Annotated in this window: 14 protein-coding genes and 3 pseudogenes; 9 read left to right on the top strand and 8 right to left on the bottom strand. The window is 68.1% G+C overall.

The window, feature by feature from the left end:
• Nucleotides 1-130 precede the first annotated feature (130 nt).
• The 5 genes and pseudogenes from ACGFNH_RS27135 to ACGFNH_RS27115 all read left to right on the top strand — a co-directional run bounded on the left by ACGFNH_RS27135 (nucleotide 131) and on the right by ACGFNH_RS27115 (nucleotide 4,812).
• Nucleotides 131-814, top strand: a complete 684-nt coding sequence (locus ACGFNH_RS27135) for a hypothetical protein (protein WP_393658006.1) — start codon at nucleotides 131-133, stop codon at nucleotides 812-814.
• A 120-nt stretch (nucleotides 815-934) separates the two neighbouring features.
• A complete protein-coding gene (locus tag ACGFNH_RS27130; protein ID WP_393658004.1) occupies nucleotides 935-1,453 on the top strand; it encodes a hypothetical protein in 519 nt (172 codons plus the stop codon).
• Between the two features lie 241 nt (nucleotides 1,454-1,694).
• Nucleotides 1,695-1,850: pseudogene (locus tag ACGFNH_RS27125) on the top strand (Ku protein); the annotation flags it as partial.
• Between the two features lie 11 nt (nucleotides 1,851-1,861).
• Entirely contained in the window at nucleotides 1,862-2,548 is a 687-nt protein-coding gene (locus ACGFNH_RS27120; protein WP_393658002.1) for a Ku protein, read from the top strand.
• 1,499 nt (nucleotides 2,549-4,047) lie between these two features.
• Entirely contained in the window at nucleotides 4,048-4,812 is a 765-nt protein-coding gene (locus ACGFNH_RS27115; RefSeq protein WP_393658000.1) for a hypothetical protein, read from the top strand.
• 374 nt (nucleotides 4,813-5,186) lie between these two features.
• Here the strand turns inward: ACGFNH_RS27115 and ACGFNH_RS27110 are convergent, their stop codons facing one another.
• The 4 genes from ACGFNH_RS27110 to ACGFNH_RS27095 all read right to left on the bottom strand — a co-directional run bounded on the left by ACGFNH_RS27110 (nucleotide 5,187) and on the right by ACGFNH_RS27095 (nucleotide 12,224).
• The gene (locus ACGFNH_RS27110) at nucleotides 5,187-5,651 is read right to left on the bottom strand and encodes a DUF6923 family protein (RefSeq protein ID WP_393657999.1); all 465 of its coding nucleotides are present in this window, start codon (nucleotides 5,649-5,651) and stop codon (nucleotides 5,187-5,189) included.
• A 227-nt stretch (nucleotides 5,652-5,878) separates the two neighbouring features.
• Nucleotides 5,879-9,436, bottom strand: coding sequence for a CDP-glycerol glycerophosphotransferase family protein (locus ACGFNH_RS27105; protein ID WP_393657997.1), 3,558 nt, complete (start codon nucleotides 9,434-9,436; stop codon nucleotides 5,879-5,881).
• Nucleotides 9,437-9,457: 21 nt separating this feature from the next.
• Nucleotides 9,458-11,692, bottom strand: a complete 2,235-nt coding sequence (locus tag ACGFNH_RS27100) for a CDP-glycerol glycerophosphotransferase family protein (RefSeq protein WP_393657995.1) — start codon at nucleotides 11,690-11,692, stop codon at nucleotides 9,458-9,460.
• Nucleotides 11,693-12,086: 394 nt separating this feature from the next.
• On the bottom strand, nucleotides 12,087-12,224 hold the full coding sequence (locus tag ACGFNH_RS27095; protein WP_393658044.1) for a hypothetical protein: 138 nt from the start codon (nucleotides 12,222-12,224) through the stop codon (nucleotides 12,087-12,089).
• A 1,014-nt stretch (nucleotides 12,225-13,238) separates the two neighbouring features.
• On the opposite strand from ACGFNH_RS27095, the pseudogene ACGFNH_RS27090 reads away from it, so the two are divergent.
• Nucleotides 13,239-13,438 (top strand): annotated as a pseudogene (locus ACGFNH_RS27090) (maleylpyruvate isomerase); the annotation flags it as partial.
• Nucleotides 13,439-13,781: 343 nt separating this feature from the next.
• On the opposite strand, the gene ACGFNH_RS27085 reads toward ACGFNH_RS27090, so the two are convergent.
• The 4 genes and pseudogenes from ACGFNH_RS27085 to ACGFNH_RS27070 all read right to left on the bottom strand — a co-directional run bounded on the left by ACGFNH_RS27085 (nucleotide 13,782) and on the right by ACGFNH_RS27070 (nucleotide 18,554).
• The gene (locus tag ACGFNH_RS27085) at nucleotides 13,782-14,168 is read right to left on the bottom strand and encodes a nuclear transport factor 2 family protein (protein ID WP_393657993.1); all 387 of its coding nucleotides are present in this window, start codon (nucleotides 14,166-14,168) and stop codon (nucleotides 13,782-13,784) included.
• Nucleotides 14,169-14,996: 828 nt separating this feature from the next.
• Nucleotides 14,997-17,345 (bottom strand): ABC transporter permease, encoded by a 2,349-nt coding sequence (locus ACGFNH_RS27080; RefSeq protein ID WP_393657991.1) that lies wholly within the window; start codon nucleotides 17,343-17,345, stop codon nucleotides 14,997-14,999.
• On the bottom strand, nucleotides 17,342-18,034 hold the full coding sequence (locus ACGFNH_RS27075; protein WP_393657989.1) for an ABC transporter ATP-binding protein: 693 nt from the start codon (nucleotides 18,032-18,034) through the stop codon (nucleotides 17,342-17,344). The genes ACGFNH_RS27080 and ACGFNH_RS27075 overlap by 4 nt, the downstream gene beginning before the upstream one ends.
• Nucleotides 18,031-18,554: pseudogene (locus ACGFNH_RS27070) on the bottom strand (PadR family transcriptional regulator). The gene ACGFNH_RS27075 and the pseudogene ACGFNH_RS27070 overlap by 4 nt, the downstream one beginning before the upstream one ends.
• A 947-nt stretch (nucleotides 18,555-19,501) precedes the next feature.
• On the opposite strand from ACGFNH_RS27070, the gene ACGFNH_RS27065 reads away from it, so the two are divergent.
• Genes ACGFNH_RS27065 through ACGFNH_RS27055 form a run of 3 tightly spaced genes read left to right on the top strand, consistent with a single transcriptional unit; the run spans nucleotide 19,502 to nucleotide 22,229 of the window.
• Entirely contained in the window at nucleotides 19,502-20,116 is a 615-nt protein-coding gene (locus ACGFNH_RS27065; RefSeq protein WP_393657987.1) for a CDP-alcohol phosphatidyltransferase family protein, read from the top strand.
• Entirely contained in the window at nucleotides 20,113-20,961 is an 849-nt protein-coding gene (locus ACGFNH_RS27060; RefSeq protein ID WP_393657985.1) for a phosphatidate cytidylyltransferase, read from the top strand. The genes ACGFNH_RS27065 and ACGFNH_RS27060 overlap by 4 nt, the downstream gene beginning before the upstream one ends.
• Entirely contained in the window at nucleotides 20,958-22,229 is a 1,272-nt protein-coding gene (locus tag ACGFNH_RS27055) for a lysophospholipid acyltransferase family protein (protein ID WP_393657983.1), read from the top strand. Before ACGFNH_RS27060 ends, ACGFNH_RS27055 begins: the two co-directional genes overlap by 4 nt.
• The last annotated feature ends 44 nt before the right edge of the window (nucleotides 22,230-22,273 follow it).

Genomic DNA, 22,273 nt, shown 5'->3' with positions numbered 1-22,273 from the left:
CAGGGCTGCCGGGCCGGAGCGCGCCGGTCCTGGTACGGCAGTGCGTCCGTCATGGACGGCCACATCCGGGCGATCCCGAGCAATGTCTCCGGGCTGCCGTGAGCCATGCCGGGCAGGGGGACGGAGGTGGATGGCGGAGTACCTGCGAGTTTGGTGCGCCGGGCCTGGCCCAGCGCACCGGCGAGTCGCGGTCACGGCGACCGTAGGTGTCCTCGGGGGAACTGGGACGGCGACCGCTTCGACCAGCGGCGAGTCCCGGCCCCAGGCCGATCCGGCGTACAAGATTCTCAAGCATCTGGACTACCGCGGTCCGGGGAAGGCGTCGCTGCGGCTGGGCTACTACAACGCCGGCGCGGACAGGGGCTTCGGCTGGACCAAGGTCAAGCGGAAGCACAACATCACGAAGTACTCGGCCGTGGAGTACATCGCGAAGTCCCCGAAGCGGAAGCACATCAGCGGTGACTCGCACCAGGAAACCGGCTACGCGGGGAAGTACAAGTGCCGCAACGGCGTGTGTCGCTTGGTGAAGCAGTACAAGGTGCTCCTGACCGTCAACGAGAAGGAGCTCCGCGACGGGCAGGACAAGGGTGTGATCACCCAGTACTGCGTGGGCATAGTCCGATGCCCGAACTGGGTGACGAAGTCCCTGTCGAAGGCCAACCGCCGCGCTGTCGCGACGGAGGGCAACGAGAAGTACGTCGGCGCCTACGAGCCTCTCGCCCGCACGCAGCGTGCCGCGGAGGTGGAGGCCGGCGTCAACGAGAAGCTGGCAGCCGGCTATGAGCCGCTCAGGCGGGAGACCGCAGCACGCTGACGGCGTATCACCGTTACGTGCGACAGCCATCCAGCGCGTTCATGCCGCCCCCGGTCTTCGAGCCTGACCAGGCTTGGGGACCGGGGGCGGCTCCTCTCCCGAAAGGCAGGGCAATCACCCGTGGCTTCGCCCGACAGCATCTTCCTCACCCGCACCTCGGAATCCGTCTTCGACCTCGGCCTGGACGGGTACCGCCTCAGTGCACTCGACATCACCGGCCGCAGCCTGACCATGATCGACACCGGAACCGCGGGTGACCCGCCCCAGTACGCCGATGGGCCCCCGCCCGTCCCCGGACGAGAAGGACGCCGAAAGCACGACTGGCAACCCGCCCCGGCCGCGCCGTCCTGGATGCAGATGGCCTGGCTTCTGGAAGACCTGGCCACCTGGGCAGAGTCCATGGCGGAGGAGCACGTCACCCTGACCGGAATCGACGCCCCACAACCCCAGTGGTGCGACATCCTGCTGCGCGATGGCGATGCCTATCGGGTACGCATCGCGCTCACCGGCCGGGACGAGCCGCTGGACTTCCCCGGCATGTACCTGCGGGACCTGGTCACCGAAGGCCGCCACCGCGACCACCTGACGACCGACGAGACCAGTGACGTGCCGGTCGTGGACATGCGCCGCATCCTGTGAGCCCGGCACATGTCTCGAGCCAAGCGATACACCGGAGCATGCGTTTGTCGGAGACGGCAGGCCCCCGGCACCATCCCGGGCGCCGGGGCCTGCCGCTGGCATGGGCCGCTGAGAGAGCCCACTGGGACCCGCGTGCACGTGGCGTATAGATCAACGTGTGGTCGCGAGACCGTAATGCCCCCGCGTTTCCGCGGGGCCACCCCAGGCAACCGGGCAGCGCGCCAGTTCAGAGAAGGTCACCTTGCCCATTGCGCTGGTGACGGCGACGGAGTCCCACACGGTCCGGTTTCATCAACTCCAGCGCGGGACGTCCGACTGGGTCCGGAACAAGCGAATGAACGAGCGCACGGGGAAGGGAGTCTCCTTCGACAGCATCGTCAAGGCCTATGAGACCGGGCGACGAGAGGTATGTCGTGGTGGAGCCCGACGAGCCTCGACGAACTGGCACCGGGGCGCTCCCAGGCGGTGGAAATCACGGGATTCGCGTGCCTGGAGGACATCGAGCCCGGCCATTTCGACGCCACGTACCACGTTCAGCCCAGGTCCGAGGGCGACGCGAATGTCTATGCCCTAATGCGGGATGCCTTAGAGGACTCCGGCCGGGCAGGGATCGCCACGATGACCATGCGTCAGAAGGGGTATCTCGTAGCGGTGCATGCCGAGGGCGGGATCGTCGTCGTGCACACATTGCACTGGGCCGACGAGGTGCGTGGTCCCCACGAGGTCAGCGTCCTTCGAAGCAACGCAAGATGGCCGTCCAGCATTGTCGTCGTGACCGGTGGGCCGGGGCACCGGCATGACCGTCATCGCCTGCCGGCTGCTGGGCGACGTGTGCAATCAACCAGGCGGCAACCCACGCCTGCTGTCCCCGTCAGGCACACTCACGCGACAACTGCGCAGACGGTCGGTGAGGACTTCCGAGGCCTCACCGCGCACACCGGGCCACTCCCCCGTGGATGTCCAGCTCCTCGACCACGGCCTGCTCTTCCAGGCGCCGGGACGTCGAGACCGGGCGCGAGCCGCCGACTGGGCACTGCGCGTCGTTGCCCGGGATCCCCTGCGCGTCCGCGGGCCGCTCAACCTCGAAAGGCGTGACGGAGTACCCGACCTCGCACAGCGGCCGCCAGGCCGCTGCCTCAGCCGCACCCGCGGCGGGCCAGGCCCCGCGGGCCCACGAGGATGCCCCCAGCACGGCCGCCCCCGACCCTCGCCGCGCCATGCAGCAGGCCGCGAGCGACCCAGCGTTGCGGCTGACCGCTCTCACCGCACCTGTCCCCCGGGTGGCCTTCACGGCAGCCTGGAAACCGACCAGCTCGCACGCATCAGCGCTCTGGCCGTCGAGGAACTGGACGCGTCGATCCATCAGCTGGCTGCCGTGGGTTGCATCAAAGCGTGGTCGAGCGATCCAGTTCGCAACGAACTTCACTGGCACGCATCGCGGAACTGACCGGTCCGAGGAGATTCAGCAGGGTCCTCGTCGGCTTAATCCAGCACGAATGACGCCATCCAGGTGTGCCAGACTCGCTCGCAGACATGAGGGGGGCGGCCACGGCAAAGGTGAACCGGGTCAAGCCTTTGCGGGTTCATATTTCGTACCACAGCTGGTGCTTCCAGGAATCCGACGAGCCCCAGGTCCCCGTTCCCTTCCCTGACGATGCCGGAGAAGAGTCGTTCCTGACGGGGTTTCAGGGACGCTTTGATCTTCTGAGTGCGGGTCATACTCACACGGCAGCGGTAACGGTAGAAGTCTGGATGGTGAGCCGCCTCAGGACACGCGCCGGTCGTGGGATGAGCTGGGCGAGGCTGTCTTTGAATCGGCGTCAGGTGAGGTGGCGGTGTGGTCGCATGGGCATGACCACACCTTCCGGCTGACCTCGCCCGGGGTGTGGCGGGTACGGGTGCATTGTGCGGGCCGAGCCGAGGTCGAGCGAGTCTGCCGGAACGAAGGCGTAGCGGACGGGGTGGAGGGGCTTGATGTAGTGGGTGCACTTGGAGGGGTGCGCGGAGGCCGACGGGGCGAAAGCGACAGAACTGCCAAGGAGCGCCGAAGTCATGACGGCGGTCGAAGTGACCGTACGGAGCGTCTTCGCGGAAGCGCGCGTTTTCTTCACGGAAGGAATCCCTTTCTGGGGAGGTCGTATCACCGCGGAGTATGTGCAGAAGTGCCGTGCATGGACGCAGAGCCAGGGCTGTGGAGACGCTGCCAACGACGAGAGCGGGCAGTGCCTGGGGATGCCTGGCGGGCTCGGAGGACGCACTGCGGGCGCGGGTCAGCGAGGTGAACGTGCCGGTGATGGCCCGCATTTTCCTCGGAATCGTCACGCCGTGGACCTGCGGCAAAGTTCGTCACGAGCGCGTCACCGGCGTGCGGCAGCCTTGTCCTCGAAGGAACGGCCGTCATCGCTCCGGCATGTTGCCATTTCATCGAGCGGGCGGGATGAGAGGGACGCATGCGCGAGCACTGAGCAACGCATACTCTAGGTTGTCAGACGTCTGATGTCTATTCTCTGCTGATGGCGGCGAGCAACCACCGTTGGCGACGGTGGGGCGACCTCCCCGCTTTACATTGCAAGCGTTTGAGGGGAACCACACACATGCGGATACGAACTCGTTCCGTCGTTCCGGCGATTCTGTTGGCTTCGGCGCTCACGATTTCGCTCTCGGCGTGCGGGCCGGAGGAAGACAGCAACGGCTCCGGCAAGCCGGCGAGCAGCGCATCGAAGTCCCAGGGAGGCGACTCAAAGGACAACGGCGAGGGCGGCTCGTCATCCGGGTCCGGTAAGGGCTCGTCGTCCGGCTCCGACACAGGAGGCGAAGGCGGGAACAGCGACTTCGACAACTCGAAGTCCACGTCCCTGCCGCTGCCGATCGGCTACGGCACTCCTTCCTCCGCCTTCACGGAGGAAGAGATCCTTCATCTGGAGTTCGAGATCACCGGCCCTCTCGAGGAGGCCGAGGAGGAGTACAACAAGACACTCCAGGAGAAGGGATACGAGGCGCACGAGAACGGGACCTTCAGTCGGGGCCAGCAGGAGCTCACTTACGGCACGGAAAGCGGCGCGTTCCGCATGACCGTCGCCTACCCGGATGCCGCGCCTCCCCTCCCGTCGGACGAACTGTTGACGGGGATCAGCAACCCCAGCGACGACACCCTGGTGCTCACCTACGACCTGCCGGAGGACGATGGGGACTACGCCACGTTCAAGGAATACATGGGTGAGCTCAAGGCGGACGGCTATGAGGTTCCGCTGGAGGGTGACAGGCCGGTGGCCACCAAGGGCGATATGAAGGTCCAAGTTGAGATGCCGGACGACAAGTCGCTGCAGGTGATCGTTCCCCTTCCGAGTTCTGTCAGCTGAGAAGTCGGTCGACGCGGGCGTCACACCAGCACTCCTCTGCGGCGAAGGGGGCAGCCGGAGCGGAGGGGTCCCTGAGGGACCGCCGATCAGGCCCACCTTGCGTGAGATGGGCCTGATCCTTTGATCCGCTTCCGGCTACGTGGCGTCGGCGTCGGTCATCTCGTACTCACTGGTGAGGAGTTGAGCCTTTCCGGTGGGCGGGATGTAGGCGGTGGACTGGTGGAGGTAGTCCACGGTGAATGCGCGCTGTGGCTCTATTCACCAGTAGTGACGTCGGTTTGTTCACGGGTTTGGGAGGCACCCGGATCCACGGTCGGGTGATGTTCACAAGTTGCGACAGCACTGGGGTACTTGCCAGGGCAGCATCGGGGTGCTCAGCCCGCGGAGGAGCTGGCTTCGGCGGGTTCAAAGACCTGCTTCTGGAGCACGATCTTCATCTGCTTCTTCTGCGGGTCGATGTGGAGCAGGTCCCCGTTGTCGCCCTCCACCGAGATCAGCCGGCCGTCCTTGGGGTGGTGGGCGAAGTCGTCCCACCGCCCGGCGCCGGAGTCGCTGCCGGCGGTCGCCGTCCTGGTGGTCACACCGATCGAGTAGCTGGGCACGCCGGGGTAGCTCACGACGTAGAGGGTCTTCCCGTCGTCATCCAGGTCCCCGCCGTACCAGGTCTTGCCGCTCGGCAGCCCGTTGACAACAGCGTCCGTGACCGTACCGGCCTCCACGTCAATCGTGACCAGCTTGTTGTCGCTGACCGCCAAGAGCAGCGGCTCCTTGTCCTCACCCCGGTACTGCGCGCCCATGGCGGTGCAACCAGCCGCGTATGCCGGCACGTTCCCGACCACGCGAGTGTCTCCGTCGATCGGATCGAAGCGGTAGATCCGGGTGTTCGTCCTGCCGACCGCGAGATGCGGGGCCGGAGTGGAAGGGCCTGTATGCCCGCCACCCCCTTGCGCTGAGCCCAGCGCGCCGCCCGGCGAGGCCGCAGGCCCCCTTCATGCGCTCGCAAGCCCGTCGCGGCGGGAAAGAGCTCCGCCGCGACACCCGGGCCGGATTGAAGGGCCCGGGCCCCTCAGACCTCCTTCGCCTGCTCCAGCATCCGGTCGACCACCCGTGCCGACGCGCTGCCGTCGTCCAGGTCGCAGAACAGGTGATGGAACCGGTCGAAGCGGTCCTGGTACTCCACCGACACCTTCTCGATGTCGCGGATCGCGTCGATCAGCTCCTCGGAGGTGCGGATCAGCGGTCCGGGCGAGTCGTTCTCGAAGTCGAAGTAGAACCCGCGCAGCTTGTCCCGGTAGTGCTCCAGGTCGTACGTGAAGAACAGCATCGGCCGCTTGAGGTGCGCGTAGTCGAACATCACGGAGGAGTAGTCCGTGATCATCATGTCCGCGGCGAGATACAGGTCGGCGATGTCGGGGTACTCCGAGGCGTCGAACACGAAGCCGCTGCCCGCACCGGGAACCGCGTCGACCACGTTGGAGTGGCGGCGGATCAGCAGCACATGGTCGTCGCCCAGCTTGTGGCGGGCGTCTTCGAGGTCGATCCGCAGGTCGAAGCGGTACTGACCGGCGCTGTGCGACTGGTCGTCGCGCCAGGTCGGGGCGTACAGCACGACCTTCTTGTCCGCGGGCAGGCCCAGCTTCGCCTTCACCTTCTCGGCGATGGCGTCCCGCTCGGGTGAGTACAGGTAGTCGTTGCGGGGGTAGCCCGCTTCCTGGATCTCCCCGTCGTAGGAGAATGCCCGCTTCAGGATGGGCGTCGAGAAGCGGTTGGACGACACCAGCAGGCTCCAGTTGTTCGCCTCAAGCGCCAGACGGTTCTGGTACTCGCGGTCGAAGTGGAGCGTCTCGATGTCGTGGCCGATCTTCTTCAGCATCGTGCCGTGCCAGGTCTGCACGATCACCTGGCCGGGACGGCGGACCACCCACTCCGGCAGGTGGCCGTTGGTGACGATGTAGCGGGACGTGGCGAGCGCCTCGAACCACTCGGTGCCCCACATGCGTACTGCCTCGGCGGTCTCGGGCAGCACCACCTGGCCGTCACGGACGGCCCACAGGTACGTCATGTCGCTGCCGCGCCGCAGCAGTTCCTCGTGCATGGCCCGGGGGCTGTCCGAGTACTGCTTGCCGTTGTAGCTGAGGAAGAAGACCTGGTCACGCAGCGGCTTGTCGCGGCCGGCCTCGTAGACCTCCCGGCGCAGCTGCAGCTGACGGTACGGGCCGAGCTCCAGGTCGCTCAGCTCGGAACGGCAGTTGAGCTGCGGGAAGTCGCCCCAGCGGCTCTCGAACCAGTAACGGCGGCCACCCAGCTCGGTCTTGAGCGGGAACAGGTCGGCGGCCAGCCGGTCGATGACGAACGCGGTGTCCGGGGCGTCGTCGCCGGCCTTGCGCAGGAAGAGGTTCCAGCGTCCCGCCTTGACCGGCACGTTGCCCGCGCCGCCCATGACCGACGGGTCGAAGGAGGCGGTGAACGTGCCGTCCGGCTGCCACTCGGCGGGGACCGAGCGATCGTCGAACCAGCTCCGGGCCTTGATGACCAGGTCGGCGCCGACGAGCCGCTCGGTGGAGTGGCCGCTGACGACGATGCGGCCGCCGCGCTCGGCGATCTCGGTGATCACGGCCCGGCGCGCCCGGCCGACGATCTTCAGGTAACCGTTGTGGCCGGACACCAAGGCCAGTTCGTGGTGGGACGCCTGCGTGCCCAGCGATTCCGGCAGGTCGAAGCGCAGGTCGGCGAGGCCCTCCTGGACGATGCTGCTGAACCGGCGCCGGGAGCCGTCCGGCGCGGTCGCGACCAGGACCGTGCTCCACAACCGCTGCTCGGGCTGCGCCTTCTCATCGATGCTTTCGGATGGGACCAGCGCCACGTCCGCGACCGGCACGCGGGTGCGGAAGGCCGCGCCGCCCGACTCCACGGTGACGGGGTAGTCCATCACCTCGCCGCTCCTGGAGTTGCTCAGCCGAAGCACGACCTTGTCGTCGGCGGAGACCTTCGCGCGCAGCTCACCGCTGATCTCGACGGCGTCGCCGTCCAGCCGGCGGTCGGTGATGAGCGCGTGCACCTTCTCGACACGCAGCTTCAGCGCGCTGCGTTGGACGATCGGCAGCAGCCGGAAGTCGTCGTCGAGCCACTGATACGGAGGGAAGTTCGCGGCCGAACCGCCGCGCGCCCAGAGGCCGCTGCGGCGCACGAGTCCGGAGGCGTAGACGTTGATCCCGACGTGCCATAGACCTTCCTGCCAGGTGTCGCCCTTGCGGAGCTTGGCCGGGTCGATGGCGAGTTCCCAGCCTGCCCAGTCGTAGTTGTAGCGCTTCTGGCCGGAGGAGGTGGTGCACTCGGGACGGTGGACGTTCTTGGCCGGCAGGAACAGACGGCGGCGCGACTTGTCCCGCTTGAGCTGCACGACCTTCAGCATGCTGCGCTTCGTCGCCGCCTCGATCTTGTCGATGTAGGCATCGCCGGACAGCACCAGCTTGCCGTTCTCCCAGGTGACCGAGCGCAGCGGGGCGCGCAGCGAGAGGTCGCGGTCGACCCGCAGGGCCGACTTGGGCAGTTCGACGCTGCTGGACTCCAGCGGGCCGAAGCCGGCGTACTTGCGGAACGTTCCGGAGACCTCGATCGGCTCCTTGCGGCGCTGGGAGGCGATCAGCGCGATGAGCTCCGGCATGGCGTGCTTGCGGACGAGGAGGTACTGCACGCGCAGTTCGGCGGGCAGGTCCATCACGGTCTGCTGGTCGATGGTGTCGAGGTAGCGGTTGGCGGCCTCGAGGAACGCCTCATGGAACTCCGCGGTGGCGTCCGGCAGCACGCGCAGGAAGAGGCGGAGGTCGTCGCGCAGGACTCGGTCGTCGTACTGGCGCTTGTACGCCGCGAACTCGGGACCGGGCTGCTCTGCCAGGAACCTGCTGATCATGCTCACCGAGGTGACGCGGTCCCGGATGGCCTGCGGCTCCCTGCGGCGCTGGGTGATCGAGGGCACCGACTCGCCCTCCCGCAGCCGCCAGTAGTACGTCGGCTCACCGATTATGTCGACGGCCTCGGCCAGGTAGTGGGCCGGGATCACGACGGGGCCGTCCTCGAAGAGCATCCCTTCGGGGAAGGAGAACTTCCGCTGCTCCCAGAAGCTGCGCCGGAAGACCTTGTTGCAGGCGATCCGGTCGGCCACCAGCTTCGGGTTCTGGGATATGTGTGTGCGCTTCTTCGCCTCGCCCGCGAGCATCTTCAGCAGCGGCACCTGCCAGGACTTCTCGCCCTTGAGGTGGTGGACGTTGCCGGTGGCGAAGTCGGAGCGGCTCTCGTCCAGGCTCGCCACCATCAGCCGGTACGCGTCCGGCGGGATGACGTCGTCGCTGTCGACGAACGTGAGGTACTCCGACTCCGGCGAACTGTGGGAGATTCCGGTGTTGCGGGCCGCGCCGAGGCCGCCGTTCTCCTTGCGTATCAGCGTGAAGCGCGCGTCGCGTGCCGCGTACTCGGCGGCGACGGTGGCGGAGTCGTCGGGCGAGCCGTCGTCCACCATCAGGACTTCTATGTCACGCAGTGTCTGCGCCCCCAGCGAGTCCAAGCACGCCGGCAGATAGCGCTCCACGTTGTAGATGGGTACGACGACACTGAGCCGAGGGGCCATGTGGCGAGGTTTCCTTTCGGGTCAGACCCGCTCGACCAGATCAAGCACCTGGGCGGGGGACGGAGCGTGCGGGCGTTCATCGAACGGCACGAAGGGCAGCAGGGCTTCTTCGCCGAGGAACACCCGGCGGACGACGCGTTCGGCCGCGCGGCCGTCGTCGAACTCGCAGAACCGCCGGCGGAAGTCGGCACGCAGCAGATCGGACGACGTGCCGCGCCACGCGCCCGAGCGGAGCAGACCGATGAGGTCCTCCACGGTGGTGGCCACCGCGCCTGGCGGTTCCTCGAGCAGGTCGAAGTAGGTGCCGCGGACGGCCGAGTACGTGTCCCAGTCGTCGGCGAGAATCACGATCGGGCGGTCCAGGATCGCGTAGTCGAACATCGCCGACGAGTAGTCGGTGATCAGCCCGTCGGCGGCCAGGTACAGCTCCTCCACCCGAGGGTGGTCCGAGACATCGACGATCCGGCCGCTCGCCTGGAGCGCCGTCAGCTGCGGCGACGACGAATAGAAGTAGTGGCCGCGCACCAACAGCGTGACGTCCGGGCCGAGTTCGTCGGCGACCCGCGCCAGGTCCAGACGCGGCCGGAACTCGGTCTGGTACTCGCGGTACGTGGGCATGTAGAGGAACGCGGTCGTGGAGTCCGCGAGGCCCAGCGCCCGGCGGGCGGCGCGCACGTCGTCCGACGTGCCGTTCACCAGCACGTCGTTGCGCGGGTAGCCGGTCTCCAGCGACACGTACCTGCACGGGTACACCCGCTCCCACGCGGCGGTGGAGAACCGGTTGGAGGACAGGCTGTAGTCCCAGCGGTCGCAGCGCTCCAGCAGCTTCTCGAAGTCCATGTGGGTGGACGCCGGGTACTTGCGCTGGTCCAGTCCCATGGTCTTGAGCGGGGTGCCGTGGTGTGTCTGGACGTGGATCTGGCCCTCGCGCTTGACCATGGCGTCGGCGAAGTTGACGTTGTTGACGAGGTACTTGGCCCGAGCGAGCGCTGTCCAGTAGGCGCGCGAGCCGACCCGGACCACCTCCACGCCCTCGGGCACCCGCTCGACGCTGTCCGGCCGCACGGCCCACACGCGCCGTACGTGCGGGGCGAGTTCGGCCAGGGCGGCGTCGATGGCCGCCGGGTTGCAGGAGACACTGCGGCTCCAGTACGCCGAGAACAGCGCGAGGTTCTCGTGGATCGGCGCCCGCAGGTTCGAGTGGTACAGGGCTCCCATGGCGCCGCGCTTGGACCGGTTGATCACCGAGCGCTGCCCCCGCAGGAGAGCCTGGCGGGCCTTGGCCACAGTGGTGGCGCCGGCCATCGTGGAGTAGGCGTCCCGCTCCAGCAGCGTGTACTTGTAGCCACGGCCGCCGGCCGGGCGCTGGAAGCCCTCCGGCAGATAGGTGCCGTAGTCGGCTGCGGCGCGGTGGAAGAACTCCGCGCGGGCGTTCTTCGGCAGCCGGTCGGGCTGCTTCAGGATGGTGAGGTAGTGGTCGACCATTTTCCGGAACAACTGCGGTCGCCAACGGTCCAGTTCGGGGTGCTCGTCGATGAAGGAGAACACCCGGGCGTACTGCTCGAAGACGTCGAAGTGCTTGCGGCTGACGGTCTTCAGGATGTTGCCGCCCTCACGGCGCTGGCGATAATGCACGCACACGGTGTCGAGGACGGATATTCGCTCGGCGGCTATCAGCGAGCAGTACGTCCACGGCGCGTCCTCGTAGTACCCGGACGGGAACGTCAGACCCAGGCGGGTGACCAAGTCACGGCGGTACGCCTTGTTCCAGACCACCTGGAGCAGGTCGAGCAGCTCGGGACGGTCGGACAGCGAGAAGACGTCCGGGCTGTCCTTGCTGCGCAGCAGGTCGGCGAGAGCGTTCGGGCGAACCTTGCCGTGCCAGTACGTGCGGGCGTAGTCGTAGATGAGGACGTCCGGGTCGCCGGTGGCCTCGAGCCGGTGGGCGAGGGAGCTCAGCGCGCCGGGGACGAGCGTGTCGTCACTGTCCAAGAACAGGATGTAGTCGCCGCGTGCCTCGGCCAGGCCGGCGTTGCGGGCACGTCCGAGGCCGACGTTCTCGGTGAGGTGCACGACCCGGACCTGCGGGTACCGCGCAGCGTACTCGTCGAGGATCGCTCCGGACGCGTCGGGCGAGCAGTCGTCGACCGCCACGACCTCGAAGTCGGTGTAGTCCTGTCCCAGCACGGATTCGAGGCACTCGGGCACATAGCTCTGCACCCCGTGCGCAGGAACGACGAGTGTGAAAGTGGGCATTCTTGCAACCTGTTCCGAGAACTGACATGTCGTGGGGTCGGTGAAGATGTCCTTGTGGCTGATCACCTTCAGGCCCGGGATTGCTGTGCGAGCCAGCGCGGTGTCTGGTCGTCGGTGACGAGAGAGATGGTGCGGATCCGGGCGCGTTCTGCTGCATGGAGCGCAGGGAGTGGCGCAGCTCGTCACGGCTGATGGCGTGCACGAGGACCGTGCGCCGGGCCGCGCGCCTGGGTGACACGGCTGTCCTCCACCCGCACCTCGTAGGCGAGCCCGGGCTTGCCGCCCCGGGCGTGGACGACGAGTTCGGCCTTGCCCGCCGTGCCCTTCGCCGCGCGAGCGGCTGCGCCTCGATCTGGTCGGCCGTCAACTGCGTCTTGATGGTGCGGACTTCGATTTACCGGTCCATCGCCTTGGTGACGCCCAGGTACCGGGACTTGGCATCCAGGTGGACGGCCAGGTCGCCGCCGAGCACCGGCAGACCGCGGTGGGTCGGGACGAACCGTACGTGCCGCGTGCCCTCTGCGTTGGTCAGGTGTCAATGGCCCTCAGGCCGTCGTACTTCCCGACACCGGTGGCCGCACCGTGCTTCAACGCCGCCGTCCGAGCCGCGTCCACGGCCGACGGGTGCGCGGAGCCGGAGGAGGGGCTCGCGGCTCCTGGGGGGCGGGGCGGATGCGGAGACGGCGTCTCCTGTGGTGACTGCCGCCGCCGTTGTCACCGCTGTCGCGATAGTCGGCCTGCGTATGTGAGGTCTACGCACAGCCCTTCTGGCCCTCGAACGAGTAGGCACACTTCTCCTTGAGTGTGGGGGGCACATTGCGAACGTGGCGGATCTGCACGTCCCCAGGTGGCTCTGTAGCGAACTTTCGGCGAGCCTTCCGAACGGCTTCCGCGGCCCTGGCTCGTCACCACCTGGCTACCGGGCGAGCCCACCGAGCCGCCTGACGCCAGGGTCATGGCATGGACACTTTCGCGACCGTCAAGTCGTGGCCCGCGCCGCGGAGAGCAGGAGCCGGATGTCCGGTTCCTCCGAGGCGCGGGCGACGGGGATATCAGCTGCCGAAGTTGTCGAAGGGCACCTCGTCCGGATTGCACACCGTGAACACGGGTTGCCAGCAGGACGGCGCCTGCAGTGGCGGTGAGGGCTCGAATGCGCATGGTGTCTCCGTGTCGTCTGCTGCTCGTACGGCCACACCGAGTCCCCGCAGCGCTCAGACATGGCCACATCACGTAGTCAGTGAGGATCCCGTTCCCGTCAAACCGGGCGGGCCCGCCCTGAGAGCGCGGTGGATGCGCCCGGGGGTCAATCTAGGACAGGGCCAGAGAAGTCATCAGACGTCTGATGAAATGTCTACCAATTCTCCACTTCTGCCGAGTTGCGGCTCATCAAGCTCCACCGGATACCGGCCAACCGGTCACAAACGGCGACCAGCCCTCCGCCAACTGCACCCAACCCGGACAGCGCCACCGGCTTCACCGCCCCATCCACAGGGCCGGCAACCGGATCTTTCGCTCCCCTCAGCCCACTCCGGCAGGGCGGTGGGCCCGCGACCAGGTCCTGACCGTGGGCGTTACCTCACCGCGTACGTTCTGGAATGGACGCTGCATCACCTCGACCTGATCGCGCACCTCCCGGACGCGAAGGAGCCACCCCCGGAGTGTCTGGCCCAGTCCCGGACCATGCTGGAGAGCATCGCCGGAGACGCGTTCCCCGCGTCGTTCACCGACACGGACGTCCTGCTGATCCATGGCCATGTCGTCCTGATACGGCCCGTCCGTCCAGCGCGCCACGTCCTGCACCAGCGTGTCGATCAGCTGACGCGGGTGCCGGTAGATGCGGGTGCCGAGGCCGGCGTCCTCGTTGTCGCAGTCGACGCCTATCACCGCAGCAGCCCGCCGTGCCTGGCCCCAGGAATGCAAGGCCGACGGGCCAGAGCGCGCGTGGTGTCCCGACCACGACCCGGACTCATCTTCTGCGGCGGGGTCTTCAACCCCGTCTACATCACCTAACGTTTCGCGCGCACCGCGACCGGCCGTGTCGCCCGCACGCTGCGGAAGCCCAGGCGGTCTCAGCGCGCCCGCCGGACGATCAGTCGTCGAAGTAGGCCTTGGCAACGGCGTAGCTGTCCTCGTAGAGGTGGTAGCGGGTGATCCGCCCGTCCCGGACCGTGGTGTGCAGGGCGAACGCGGTGTCGATGTCCCGGCCCGTCCTCTTGACCTCGGAGACCATGCGCCCGATGAGCACCACGTTGTCGCCCTCGGCGATGACCTGGCGGAGGTCGAACTCCTTGGTTTGCACATGGGTCTGCAGCAGCTCGAAGAAGGTCCGCATGCCCTCTGCCGAGTCGACCTCCGGTACCCACGGAATGCCCGGCGGGTGCGGGATCGAGAACGACACCGAGTCTGCGAAAAGCGCCGCCGCCCCCGCACTCTTCCCCTCGGCGAGCAGCGGGAACAAGCGTTGGACAGTCTGCACCGGTGACTCTTCTGTCATGTGTGTCGACGTTAGACGTCCACAAAGCGCAACGCGGTGCCTCCGTCATGAACGTGATTCCGTGTCAGAACGCATGATCATGCGAGGGCCTCCCGCCTGCCGGGCGAAACCCGGACGAGCGATTGCCGATCGACAGGTTGATCACGCAGTCGGGGATCAAGCGTGGTCCAAGGGCGGCGGTGCGCAGGCCCGGGGTGGCTCGAGCGGACTCGAAGTCGACCAAGACCAGCAGAACACCGCCCAAGCGGGCAGGCAGAACAACGACTGGCGCCAACCCGAATGAGGGCGATGTGACGTTGGCCGGTGCCCGAACGAGCGTGGACTGCGGAACGATCGACCGTTCCTCAACCGTACGCACCGCAGAGATCGGCGGCCGCGCCACGGCGGAAGGCGGCTCCAGCACCGGCGGGTCACTGTTCCAGCAGAACACCGCTCAAGAAGGCCGTCAGAGCCGCAGGCAATCCCCGGCCGATGTGCGTCCAGGTTGGCTCGGTCCGTCGCTGAGGGACGGCTTCCATCAGGCCCTGGAGATGCTCGACAGCCTGACCGGTGATGGAGCAGCCAGAACAGAACGCAAAGCCTCCGGCTACAGCGACCTCAACGGAGCGCGGCCCGCTAAGTGCCCGGACCGCCGACCGGTCCTTCCCTTCGTCGTCCCACTGCAGCAGAACGAAAGGAATGGTGACCTCCGACCTCCCCGGCCTACCCGAACATCCCACCCCGCCCTGACCAACGAGAACACCGGGCGCCTGCGTGCAGGGGTGGGCTCCTCCTGGCAGGAGGAGCCCACTTCGGGGGATCTGTCAGGGGCTATTCCGTGCGCAGGCCCTCCGGGCGCATCATCCGCAGCAGCGACGGCAGACTGAGCAGCGTGACCACGCCGACCACGGCCGCGCCCACGCCGGTCATGGTCAGGACGCTCGCCCAGTCCATGGCCACCGGGGTTCGGGTCATCTTCAGCAGCACCGAGCCGAGGGTGATACCCACCGTTGTGGCCAGTGCGAGGCCGAGTCCGACCGGGAGGGCCGTCTGCCACAGCACCGACAGGCTCAGCGTGCGGCGGCGAGTGCCGAAGGCGACCAGCGCGGAGAGCAGCTTCCTGCGTTCGCGCAACTGCTCCAGCTGGGAGACCAGCAGACTCGCGCCGATCAGTGCCAGCACGAAGAAGGAGCCGACGAACAGGCCGGTGCGGATGGAGGTGTACTTGGCGTCCTCCTGGGTCGCCGACCAGCCGTAGGTGCTTGCCAGCGGGTCGATCCGGGCGACGGCATTGCGTATGTACTCCCGTGAGTCCGGTACCGACGGGTCCAGGCGCAGGTAGACCCCATCCGAGAACAAGGCGGGCGCGGCCTTGGCGGGAAGGGCGGCAGGGGTGGCCAGCAGGCTGTTGGAGTCCTGCACTGCGTCCTTGCGTGCGTCCACCACCCGTACGTTCGCCGGGACGGTCCAGGGCGCCTCGATGCCGCGTTCGGCAGCGTCGCCGTACGACGGGTCGATGTAGAGCTGCCGACCGGGCTTCACCAGGGCGATTTCGGCGGCGTTGCTGGGAGAGGCGTAGTGGCTCCTCGTTCGCGTGACGAACACGTCGCCGTCCTTGCAGGAGGGAAGCGTGGCGAGTTCGCGCAGGGCCGTGCAGTTGCCCACGGTCAGACCGTTGCTGTTCTCCGGGTCGCGACGCGCGTCCCCGTACTGCGAGATGGCCAGGGCCACTGCGGCCCCTACTCCCTTGGTGCCGGTGAAATCGCGCTCGACACCGGACAGCGGCTTGCGGTCGCTGAATTCGACCTGCATCTGGACCCGGCTGGGGTCATTGCCGGTGGCCTTGGTGTACTGGCTCTGCGTTCCCGTGAACAGCATCTGCAGGGCGATGGCTCCGGCCACGGCGACGGCGATGCCGTTGACCATGCGCGCGGCGGTTCCGCTGCTCAGTTGCAGCCGTCGTACCGCGAGCTGCCAGGACAGCGCGCCCTTGCCGAGGCGGACGACGGCCGCTTCCACGGCCCAGGGGAGCAGTGCGGTGATGCCGATCAGCAGCAGCAGTACGCCGCCGATGACGAGGTACTGGTTGAAGTCGCCGTTCTTGCGGCCTTTGCCGATCAACGGGTAGAGCATCGCGAGGCCGGCCAGTGGCGGTATGAGCCGCCACCACAGCCGGCGGCGGCGCTGCTTGGCCGCGCGTACGACGCCGAGCGGTTCCACCACAACGCCGCGCATCGCCAGCAGTGTGACGAGTACGGCGGCGACCGGGATCGCCACCGCGACCAGCGCGGCGAGCGCGGGGGTGGGGTCGAGGTAGCTGGGCCAGACGCTCACGCCCAGCAACTCGGTGGAGCCCAGCGTCTGACGGCCGAGGAGGAAGAAGGCGGTGCCGATGACCAGGCCGAGCAGGGATCCGGCGAGTGCTTCGCCTGCTGCGAACCGCCGGGTCATGTGGCTGTCCGAGCCGACCAGGCGCAGCGCGGCCAGCCGGCGGTCGCGGCGCTCGCCGCCGAAGCGGACGGCGGCGGCGATGAACACGGCGACCGGTGTCAGCAGTGCCACGAACACGACCAGGACCATGAGCAGCAGTACCGGGTCGGTCTTCTCGGGTGTCTCGTCCGGCTTGCCATACTCGGTCAGCCGGTGCACCGGGGAGGAGTCCGTGAGTTTCAGCCCCGAGGCGCCCGCGTAGTAGGCCAGTTCGTGTGAGCCGATGAGTCCGCTCTCGCCGATCGTGCCGGTGATCTTGTAGGGCAGCCGCTCCCGCAGCAGCTTGGCGTCGTCCGAGGCGAGCAGGTCCCCCAGCGCGGGAGAGACCACCATTTCGCCTTTGCCCGGGAAGCTGTCGACCCCCGGGGGCAACGGTGCCTGCTTGCCCTCGGGCTCGACGATCCGGCCGCGGATGTCGTCGTCGTGCCAGGTGGTGTCGGTGGCGGCGATCAGGAAGGTGTTGTCCGCCTTCGGCGGGGCCTTTTCGGAGTAGGTGTTGTCGTAGCGGGCGTCCTCCACCTTGTTGCGGGCGGCGAACACGTTGGGCAGGGCGGTGCACAGCAGGAGCAGTGCCACGCCGAGGCCGACGCCGATGGCGGTGAGCGTCATCCGGACCCAGCCCTCGCGTCCCCCGGTGACGGCGAAGCGGGCCCCCATGGCCAGGTCTCTGGCCCACTGACGAGGACTCATACGGCGCGCTCCATTTCGCGGGACTTGCCGTCGCGGACGACAATCTCGCGGTCGGAGTAGGCGGCCACGCGTGTCTCGTGGGTGACGAGGACGACGGCGGCGTTGGTAGCGCGGGCCGCTTCGGTCAGCAGTTCCATCACGCGTTCGCCGTTGGAGGAGTCGAGCGCGCCGGTGGGTTCGTCGGCGAACAGCAGGCGCGGTCCTGTGGCCAGCGCGCGGGCCACGGCGACGCGCTGGCCCTGGCCGCCGGAGACCTCGCCGGGACGCTTGGCCTGGAGGTCGTCGACCTCCAAGCGCTCCATCCAGCCGAGCGCGGCCCGCACGGCGTCCTTGCGGGAGGAGCCGTTCAGCCGCAACGGCAGGGCGACGTTCTCCACACAGGTCAGCTCCGGCACCAGCTGACCGAACTGGAACACGAACCCGAACTCGGAGCGGCGCAGCGCGCTGCGCTGGGCATCGCTCATCTTCGTCAGTTCTCGCCCGTTGTAGGTGATCGACCCGGAGTCGGGCGGCACGATCCCCGCGAGGCAGTGCAGCAGCGTGGACTTGCCGGACCCGGAGGGGCCCATGATGGCGACGACCTCGCCGGGGTGTATGGAGAACTCGGCGCCGTCCAGCGCGTGGGTCGGGCCGTACGCCTTGCGCAGGGCGTGCGCGGTGAGCAGGGAATCGGGGGGCGAAGTTGTCATGGGGTTACAGCCTTACGGAGTTTGTCGAGTCGGGCGGTGGTCAGCTCCAGCCAGCGCAGGTCGGCTTCCAGGTGGAACAGGGCGTGGTCGCAGATCAGCTGGTCGGCCAGGTCGCCGTTGCGCTTGCGGTCGGTGAGGATCCGCATGCTGCGCAGATGCTCGGAGCGCTGGGTGTCGAGGATCTCGGTGGCGTCGCGCGGGTGAGCAGGGCGAGGACGACCTTGGTGTAGAGGGTCGACTGGAGGTATTCCTCCGGTTTCTGCGGGGTCGCCAGCCACTGCTGTACGTCGGTGATGCCTGCGTCGGTGATCGCGTACCGCTTACGCTCGGGACCGCCGCCCGCCTCGATCCCGTCGACCTCGACGAGACCGTTCTTCAGCAGCCGGGACATCGTCGAGTAGACCTGGCCGTAGTGCAGCGGCCGGTCGTGACCGAACTTCTCGTCGAAAGCCCGCTTGAGGTCGTAGCCGTGGCGCGGGCCGGCCTCCAGGAGCCCTAAAAGGGTCTGACCGATGGACATGACCAGCACTATACACGCCGCGTATACATGGCATGTATACGCGGCATGCATACTCCAAGAGTGCAGGTCATGGCAGGTACGACAGGGCAGGTGAGGGAGCCTGGAGTTCCGATCGTCACGCTTCGAAACAGTGCACATGTGGGCCGGTGACGGCACTTGGGAGCCGGTGTTCACCGCGTTTGATGGCCAGGCCGACGCGGACGAGGACATGAAACTGGGCCGTCTCGGTGGACTCCACGACCGTGCGTGCCGATCAGCATGCGGCCGAGGCCCGCGGACCGCCTGACCACGCCATCGGCCGGTCCGCGGCCGACTGACCACAAAGGTTCATCTCGCATGGCCGCTCTGCCGGTCAACGCGGCGACGCGGCCCACGGGGCGGTCGCCGCCGGATTTCGGTCCCGCAGCCGGCTGACCATCCCCCGACGAGAACGGGCTGGTCCCCGGGCCGGCGGTCACGCACTACCACCACCCCTCGATTGGCCGCCGCCCTTCCGCGACCCGGGCCTGAGTGCCGGACGCGACACCGGACCGCCCCGCCCTGCCGGACGACTGAGTCCGGCTGAAGCGGCACCCGTACCGCGTCGTGCAGTCACATGACGGACTCGCGGAGCCGGATCCCCGCAGCACAATTCGAGGCGTACGGCGGTGGTCACCACGTCATCCGGCGTCATCGCAGTGCACCACAGACCGAGCGTCCCGCCGTACGCATCGCACGCGCCCGGTCCGGAACCACAGCTCGGCAGGAGGATCCGCCATGTCGAACCACATCCTTATGCTCAACATCCCGGCCTGGGGTGACATGCGGCCCGCCCTGGCGGTGACAGAGGAGTTGGTTCGCAGGAGCCACCGCGTCACCTGCCTCTCGCCAAAGGGATTCGAGGAGGCTACCCGGGCGTCCGGCGCCACCCCCGTGCCCTACGTCTCCACGCTCGTTAGCGTCCGACCGTGAATGGGCTATACGCACTCAAACCGTGGTTCGCCCGCCGATTGGCAGTGCTGCAGCGGCGGTTGCTTCGGGGCGGTGTTTCTCCTGATGTGGTCACCTTCGCTGGAATACTGTGTGCAGGGGCCGCTGCGATATCCCTTGCCATGTTGCCCGCCACTTGGGCCGTCCTACCAGTTGTGGTATTTCTGACTGCGCGGTTGGCCTGCGCAAATCTTGACGGCTCCATTGCCAGGGAAACAGGAAAGCAGACCCGCCTGGGTTCGGTCCTGAATGAAGTCGGTGATCGAGCGGCGGATCTCGTGATGATTCTTGGCCTTCTGCCGCACACATCGCTTCCGCTCGTTCTCGGTGCCCTGCTGGCCGGTTCCGCACCGTCATGGATCTCCATCGCCGGGGCGGCAGCCGGGGTGCGGAGAATCAACGGCGGCCCGATGGGGAAGACCGAACGCTGCCTCGTCATCGCGGTCGCCGCGGCGACCGGTTGGTATGCGCCCGCCGCCGTGGTGCTGGTTGTCGGTTCCGTACTGACGGCCGGGCTGCGGCTGTTCCAGGTGGGGGCCCTGTGCAACGGCCGTGTCGGTGAGGGTCGCGATGCCGTGGGCGGCCGGTCATGACCCCCTCTGCAATTCCGCTTTCGCCGGAGATGACGCGGGCCGTACCCTTCCTCGCCGGGACGCTCACGGTGAGCGGCCTCGTACTTGTCTTCGTCCACAACGCCGAACTGCGCCGCCGCTGGCGGACCTGGTGCGTCACTGCCCTGATCCTCTGCGGGACACTGGCCTTCGGCCCGCCCGGAGCCGTCCTGCTCGCGGCCGGGCTCGGCGTGGTGGGATCCGTCGAGTACGCGCGCATGGTGGGCCTGCGCCCCGCCGACGGTGCCGTGCTCCTCTGTGCCGGGGTGCTCCTGCCGCTCGGCGCCTGGCTGCGCCCCGGGCTGCTCACCCTGCCCATGGCCGGGGCCCTGTTCTGCGTGGCCGTGCTGCCGCCTCTGCTCGGCCAGGACATCACCCATGGCGCCGGCCGTGCGGCCAGGACCGCCTTCGGTCTCCTCTGGCTGCCCGTCGCCCTCACCGGACTGGTGTCCCTGGGGGAGACCGCCATCGCGATCTGCGTCAGCGTGGCCTTCGCGGATGTGGGCGGCTGGTGCGGCGGGCGGGCGCTGGGGCGCTCCGGCCCCCTGAGCCTGCCCCTGTCCGGCCTCTCACCTGCCAAGACCTGGGGCGGAGTTGTGGGCTCAGGCGCCCTGTCCGCTTTGGCGCTGGGCGTCATGGACGCCTGGACCCCGCTGCGGTGGCTTGCCGTGCTCTGCGGCTGCGTACTGGGCGACCTGCTCGAGTCCATGATCAAGCGAGGCGCCGGTGTGAAGGACGCGGGCCGCTGGCTGCCCGGATTCGGGGGGCTCCTGGACCGCATCGACTCCCTTCTCGTCACCCTTCTCCTGTTGGGAGCCATGCCATGACGAAGAATGCGGCAATCGGACGGTTGACCAAGGTGAGGCGTTCGGGGGTGGTGCGGCCCGAGCGGACCACCACGCGCGGAGCGGAGGCCGCCGGGCGGAGCGCACGGCCCGCGGTGCGGCTGATGGTTGCTGCGTGGCTGCGACGGCGGTTCTGGCGGAACTTCCTCTTCCTCACCGGCGGTATCACGGTCAACGGGAAGCTGCCGCGAGGTGGTTGCGTGGTGGTGGCCAACCACTCCTCGCACACGGACACCGCAGCGCTCCTCGCCGCACTTGGCGCGGCCCACGCCCCCCGGGTGGCGGCCGCCGCCGACTACTGGTTCCGGAACGGGCTGCGCAGCCTGGTGTGTTCGGTCCTGGCCGCCGCCTTTCCCGTACGCCGCCACGGCGGCGGCTATTGCGACCTCCAGGACATCGCCGGTCCCCTGCTGCGCGCCGGACACGCGGTCGTGGTATTTCCCGAAGGCACCCGGGGAGACGGCCAGGTCCGCACATTCCACCGGGGTGCCGTCGAACTGGCCGCCCACAACGGTGTGCCGGTGGTACCCGTCGCCCTGTCCGGCACCTTCGAGCTGCTGCCCAAGGGAGGACGGCTGCGTCCGCACGCGGTCCAGGTGCGCGTCGGACGGCCACTCGCGGATGCCGACGCCGACACCGCTCGCACGGAGGTCCTCGCGCTCCTTGCCGAGTGCCGGCCTCGCGACAGCCGGATCCGGCGCCGGGTCGCACGGCTGGCGGTCTCCGGATGGGGCCTGGGCCTGGTCGCCGCCTGGTCCTTCACCGAGGCGCTGAGTTGGCCGCTGCTGCCGGAGATCGCGCTCGCCGTCGTGTGTGTCGCCGCGCCCAGGGCGGGGGCGCGGCTCACCGCGGGCGCCGCGGTGGCCAGCGTCGCCGGCGGTCTGGTCGCGCTCGCCCTGTACTCCGGAACCCACGTCGACCTGCCCCAGCCGCTGACCACCCCACGCATGCACACCGCGGCGCGGCACGAGATCCGGCAGGAGGGCGCCGCTGCCGTACGGCACCAGCCTGCCAGCGGCATCCCCTACAAGGTGTACGCGGCCGAGGCGGGGCGAGCCGGGGTCCCCGCAGGCGACTGGGTACTGCGCTCCGCTCTCGCTCGCGGTCAGCGCATCGTCGTCGTCGGCCTGGTGTTCACGCTGATCGGCGTGCTCACCCAACGCTGGCGGCGATTCTTCCCGCAGTACCTGATCTTCCTGTGTGTGGCCTTCACCGCACTGTTCGCCCTGGTCATCCGTATGTGGAGCTGACCCCTGCCCCCGGCGGGTCGGTCGCCGCGCCCGTGTCGTAGGCC

Origin of the sequence: Streptomyces sp. NPDC048639 (genome assembly GCF_043199075.1) — a bacterium.
Taxonomy (GTDB): domain Bacteria; phylum Actinomycetota; class Actinomycetes; order Streptomycetales; family Streptomycetaceae; genus Streptomyces.
Note: the sequence above shows the minus strand (reverse complement) of the source record. Positions and strands in the feature narration are given on the sequence as shown.

Bases quoted from the DNA above. Each gene is read 5' to 3' on its own strand.
- ACGFNH_RS27120 (WP_393658002.1), top strand. From the start codon at position 1,862: ATGTCGTGGTGGAGCCCGACGAGCCTCGACGAACTGGCACCGGGGCGC.
- ACGFNH_RS27115 (WP_393658000.1), top strand. From the start codon at position 4,048: ATGCGGATACGAACTCGTTCCGTCGTTCCGGCGATTCTGTTGGCTTCG.
- ACGFNH_RS27060 (WP_393657985.1), top strand. From the start codon at position 20,113: ATGACCCCCTCTGCAATTCCGCTTTCGCCGGAGATGACGCGGGCCGTA.
- ACGFNH_RS27080 (WP_393657991.1), bottom strand. From the start codon at position 17,345: ATGAGTCCTCGTCAGTGGGCCAGAGACCTGGCCATGGGGGCCCGCTTC.
- ACGFNH_RS27100 (WP_393657995.1), bottom strand. From the start codon at position 11,692: ATGCCCACTTTCACACTCGTCGTTCCTGCGCACGGGGTGCAGAGCTAT.
- ACGFNH_RS27105 (WP_393657997.1), bottom strand. From the start codon at position 9,436: ATGGCCCCTCGGCTCAGTGTCGTCGTACCCATCTACAACGTGGAGCGC.
- ACGFNH_RS27075 (WP_393657989.1), bottom strand. From the start codon at position 18,034: ATGACAACTTCGCCCCCCGATTCCCTGCTCACCGCGCACGCCCTGCGC.
- ACGFNH_RS27055 (WP_393657983.1), top strand. From the start codon at position 20,958: ATGACGAAGAATGCGGCAATCGGACGGTTGACCAAGGTGAGGCGTTCG.
- ACGFNH_RS27135 (WP_393658006.1), top strand. From the start codon at position 131: ATGGCGGAGTACCTGCGAGTTTGGTGCGCCGGGCCTGGCCCAGCGCAC.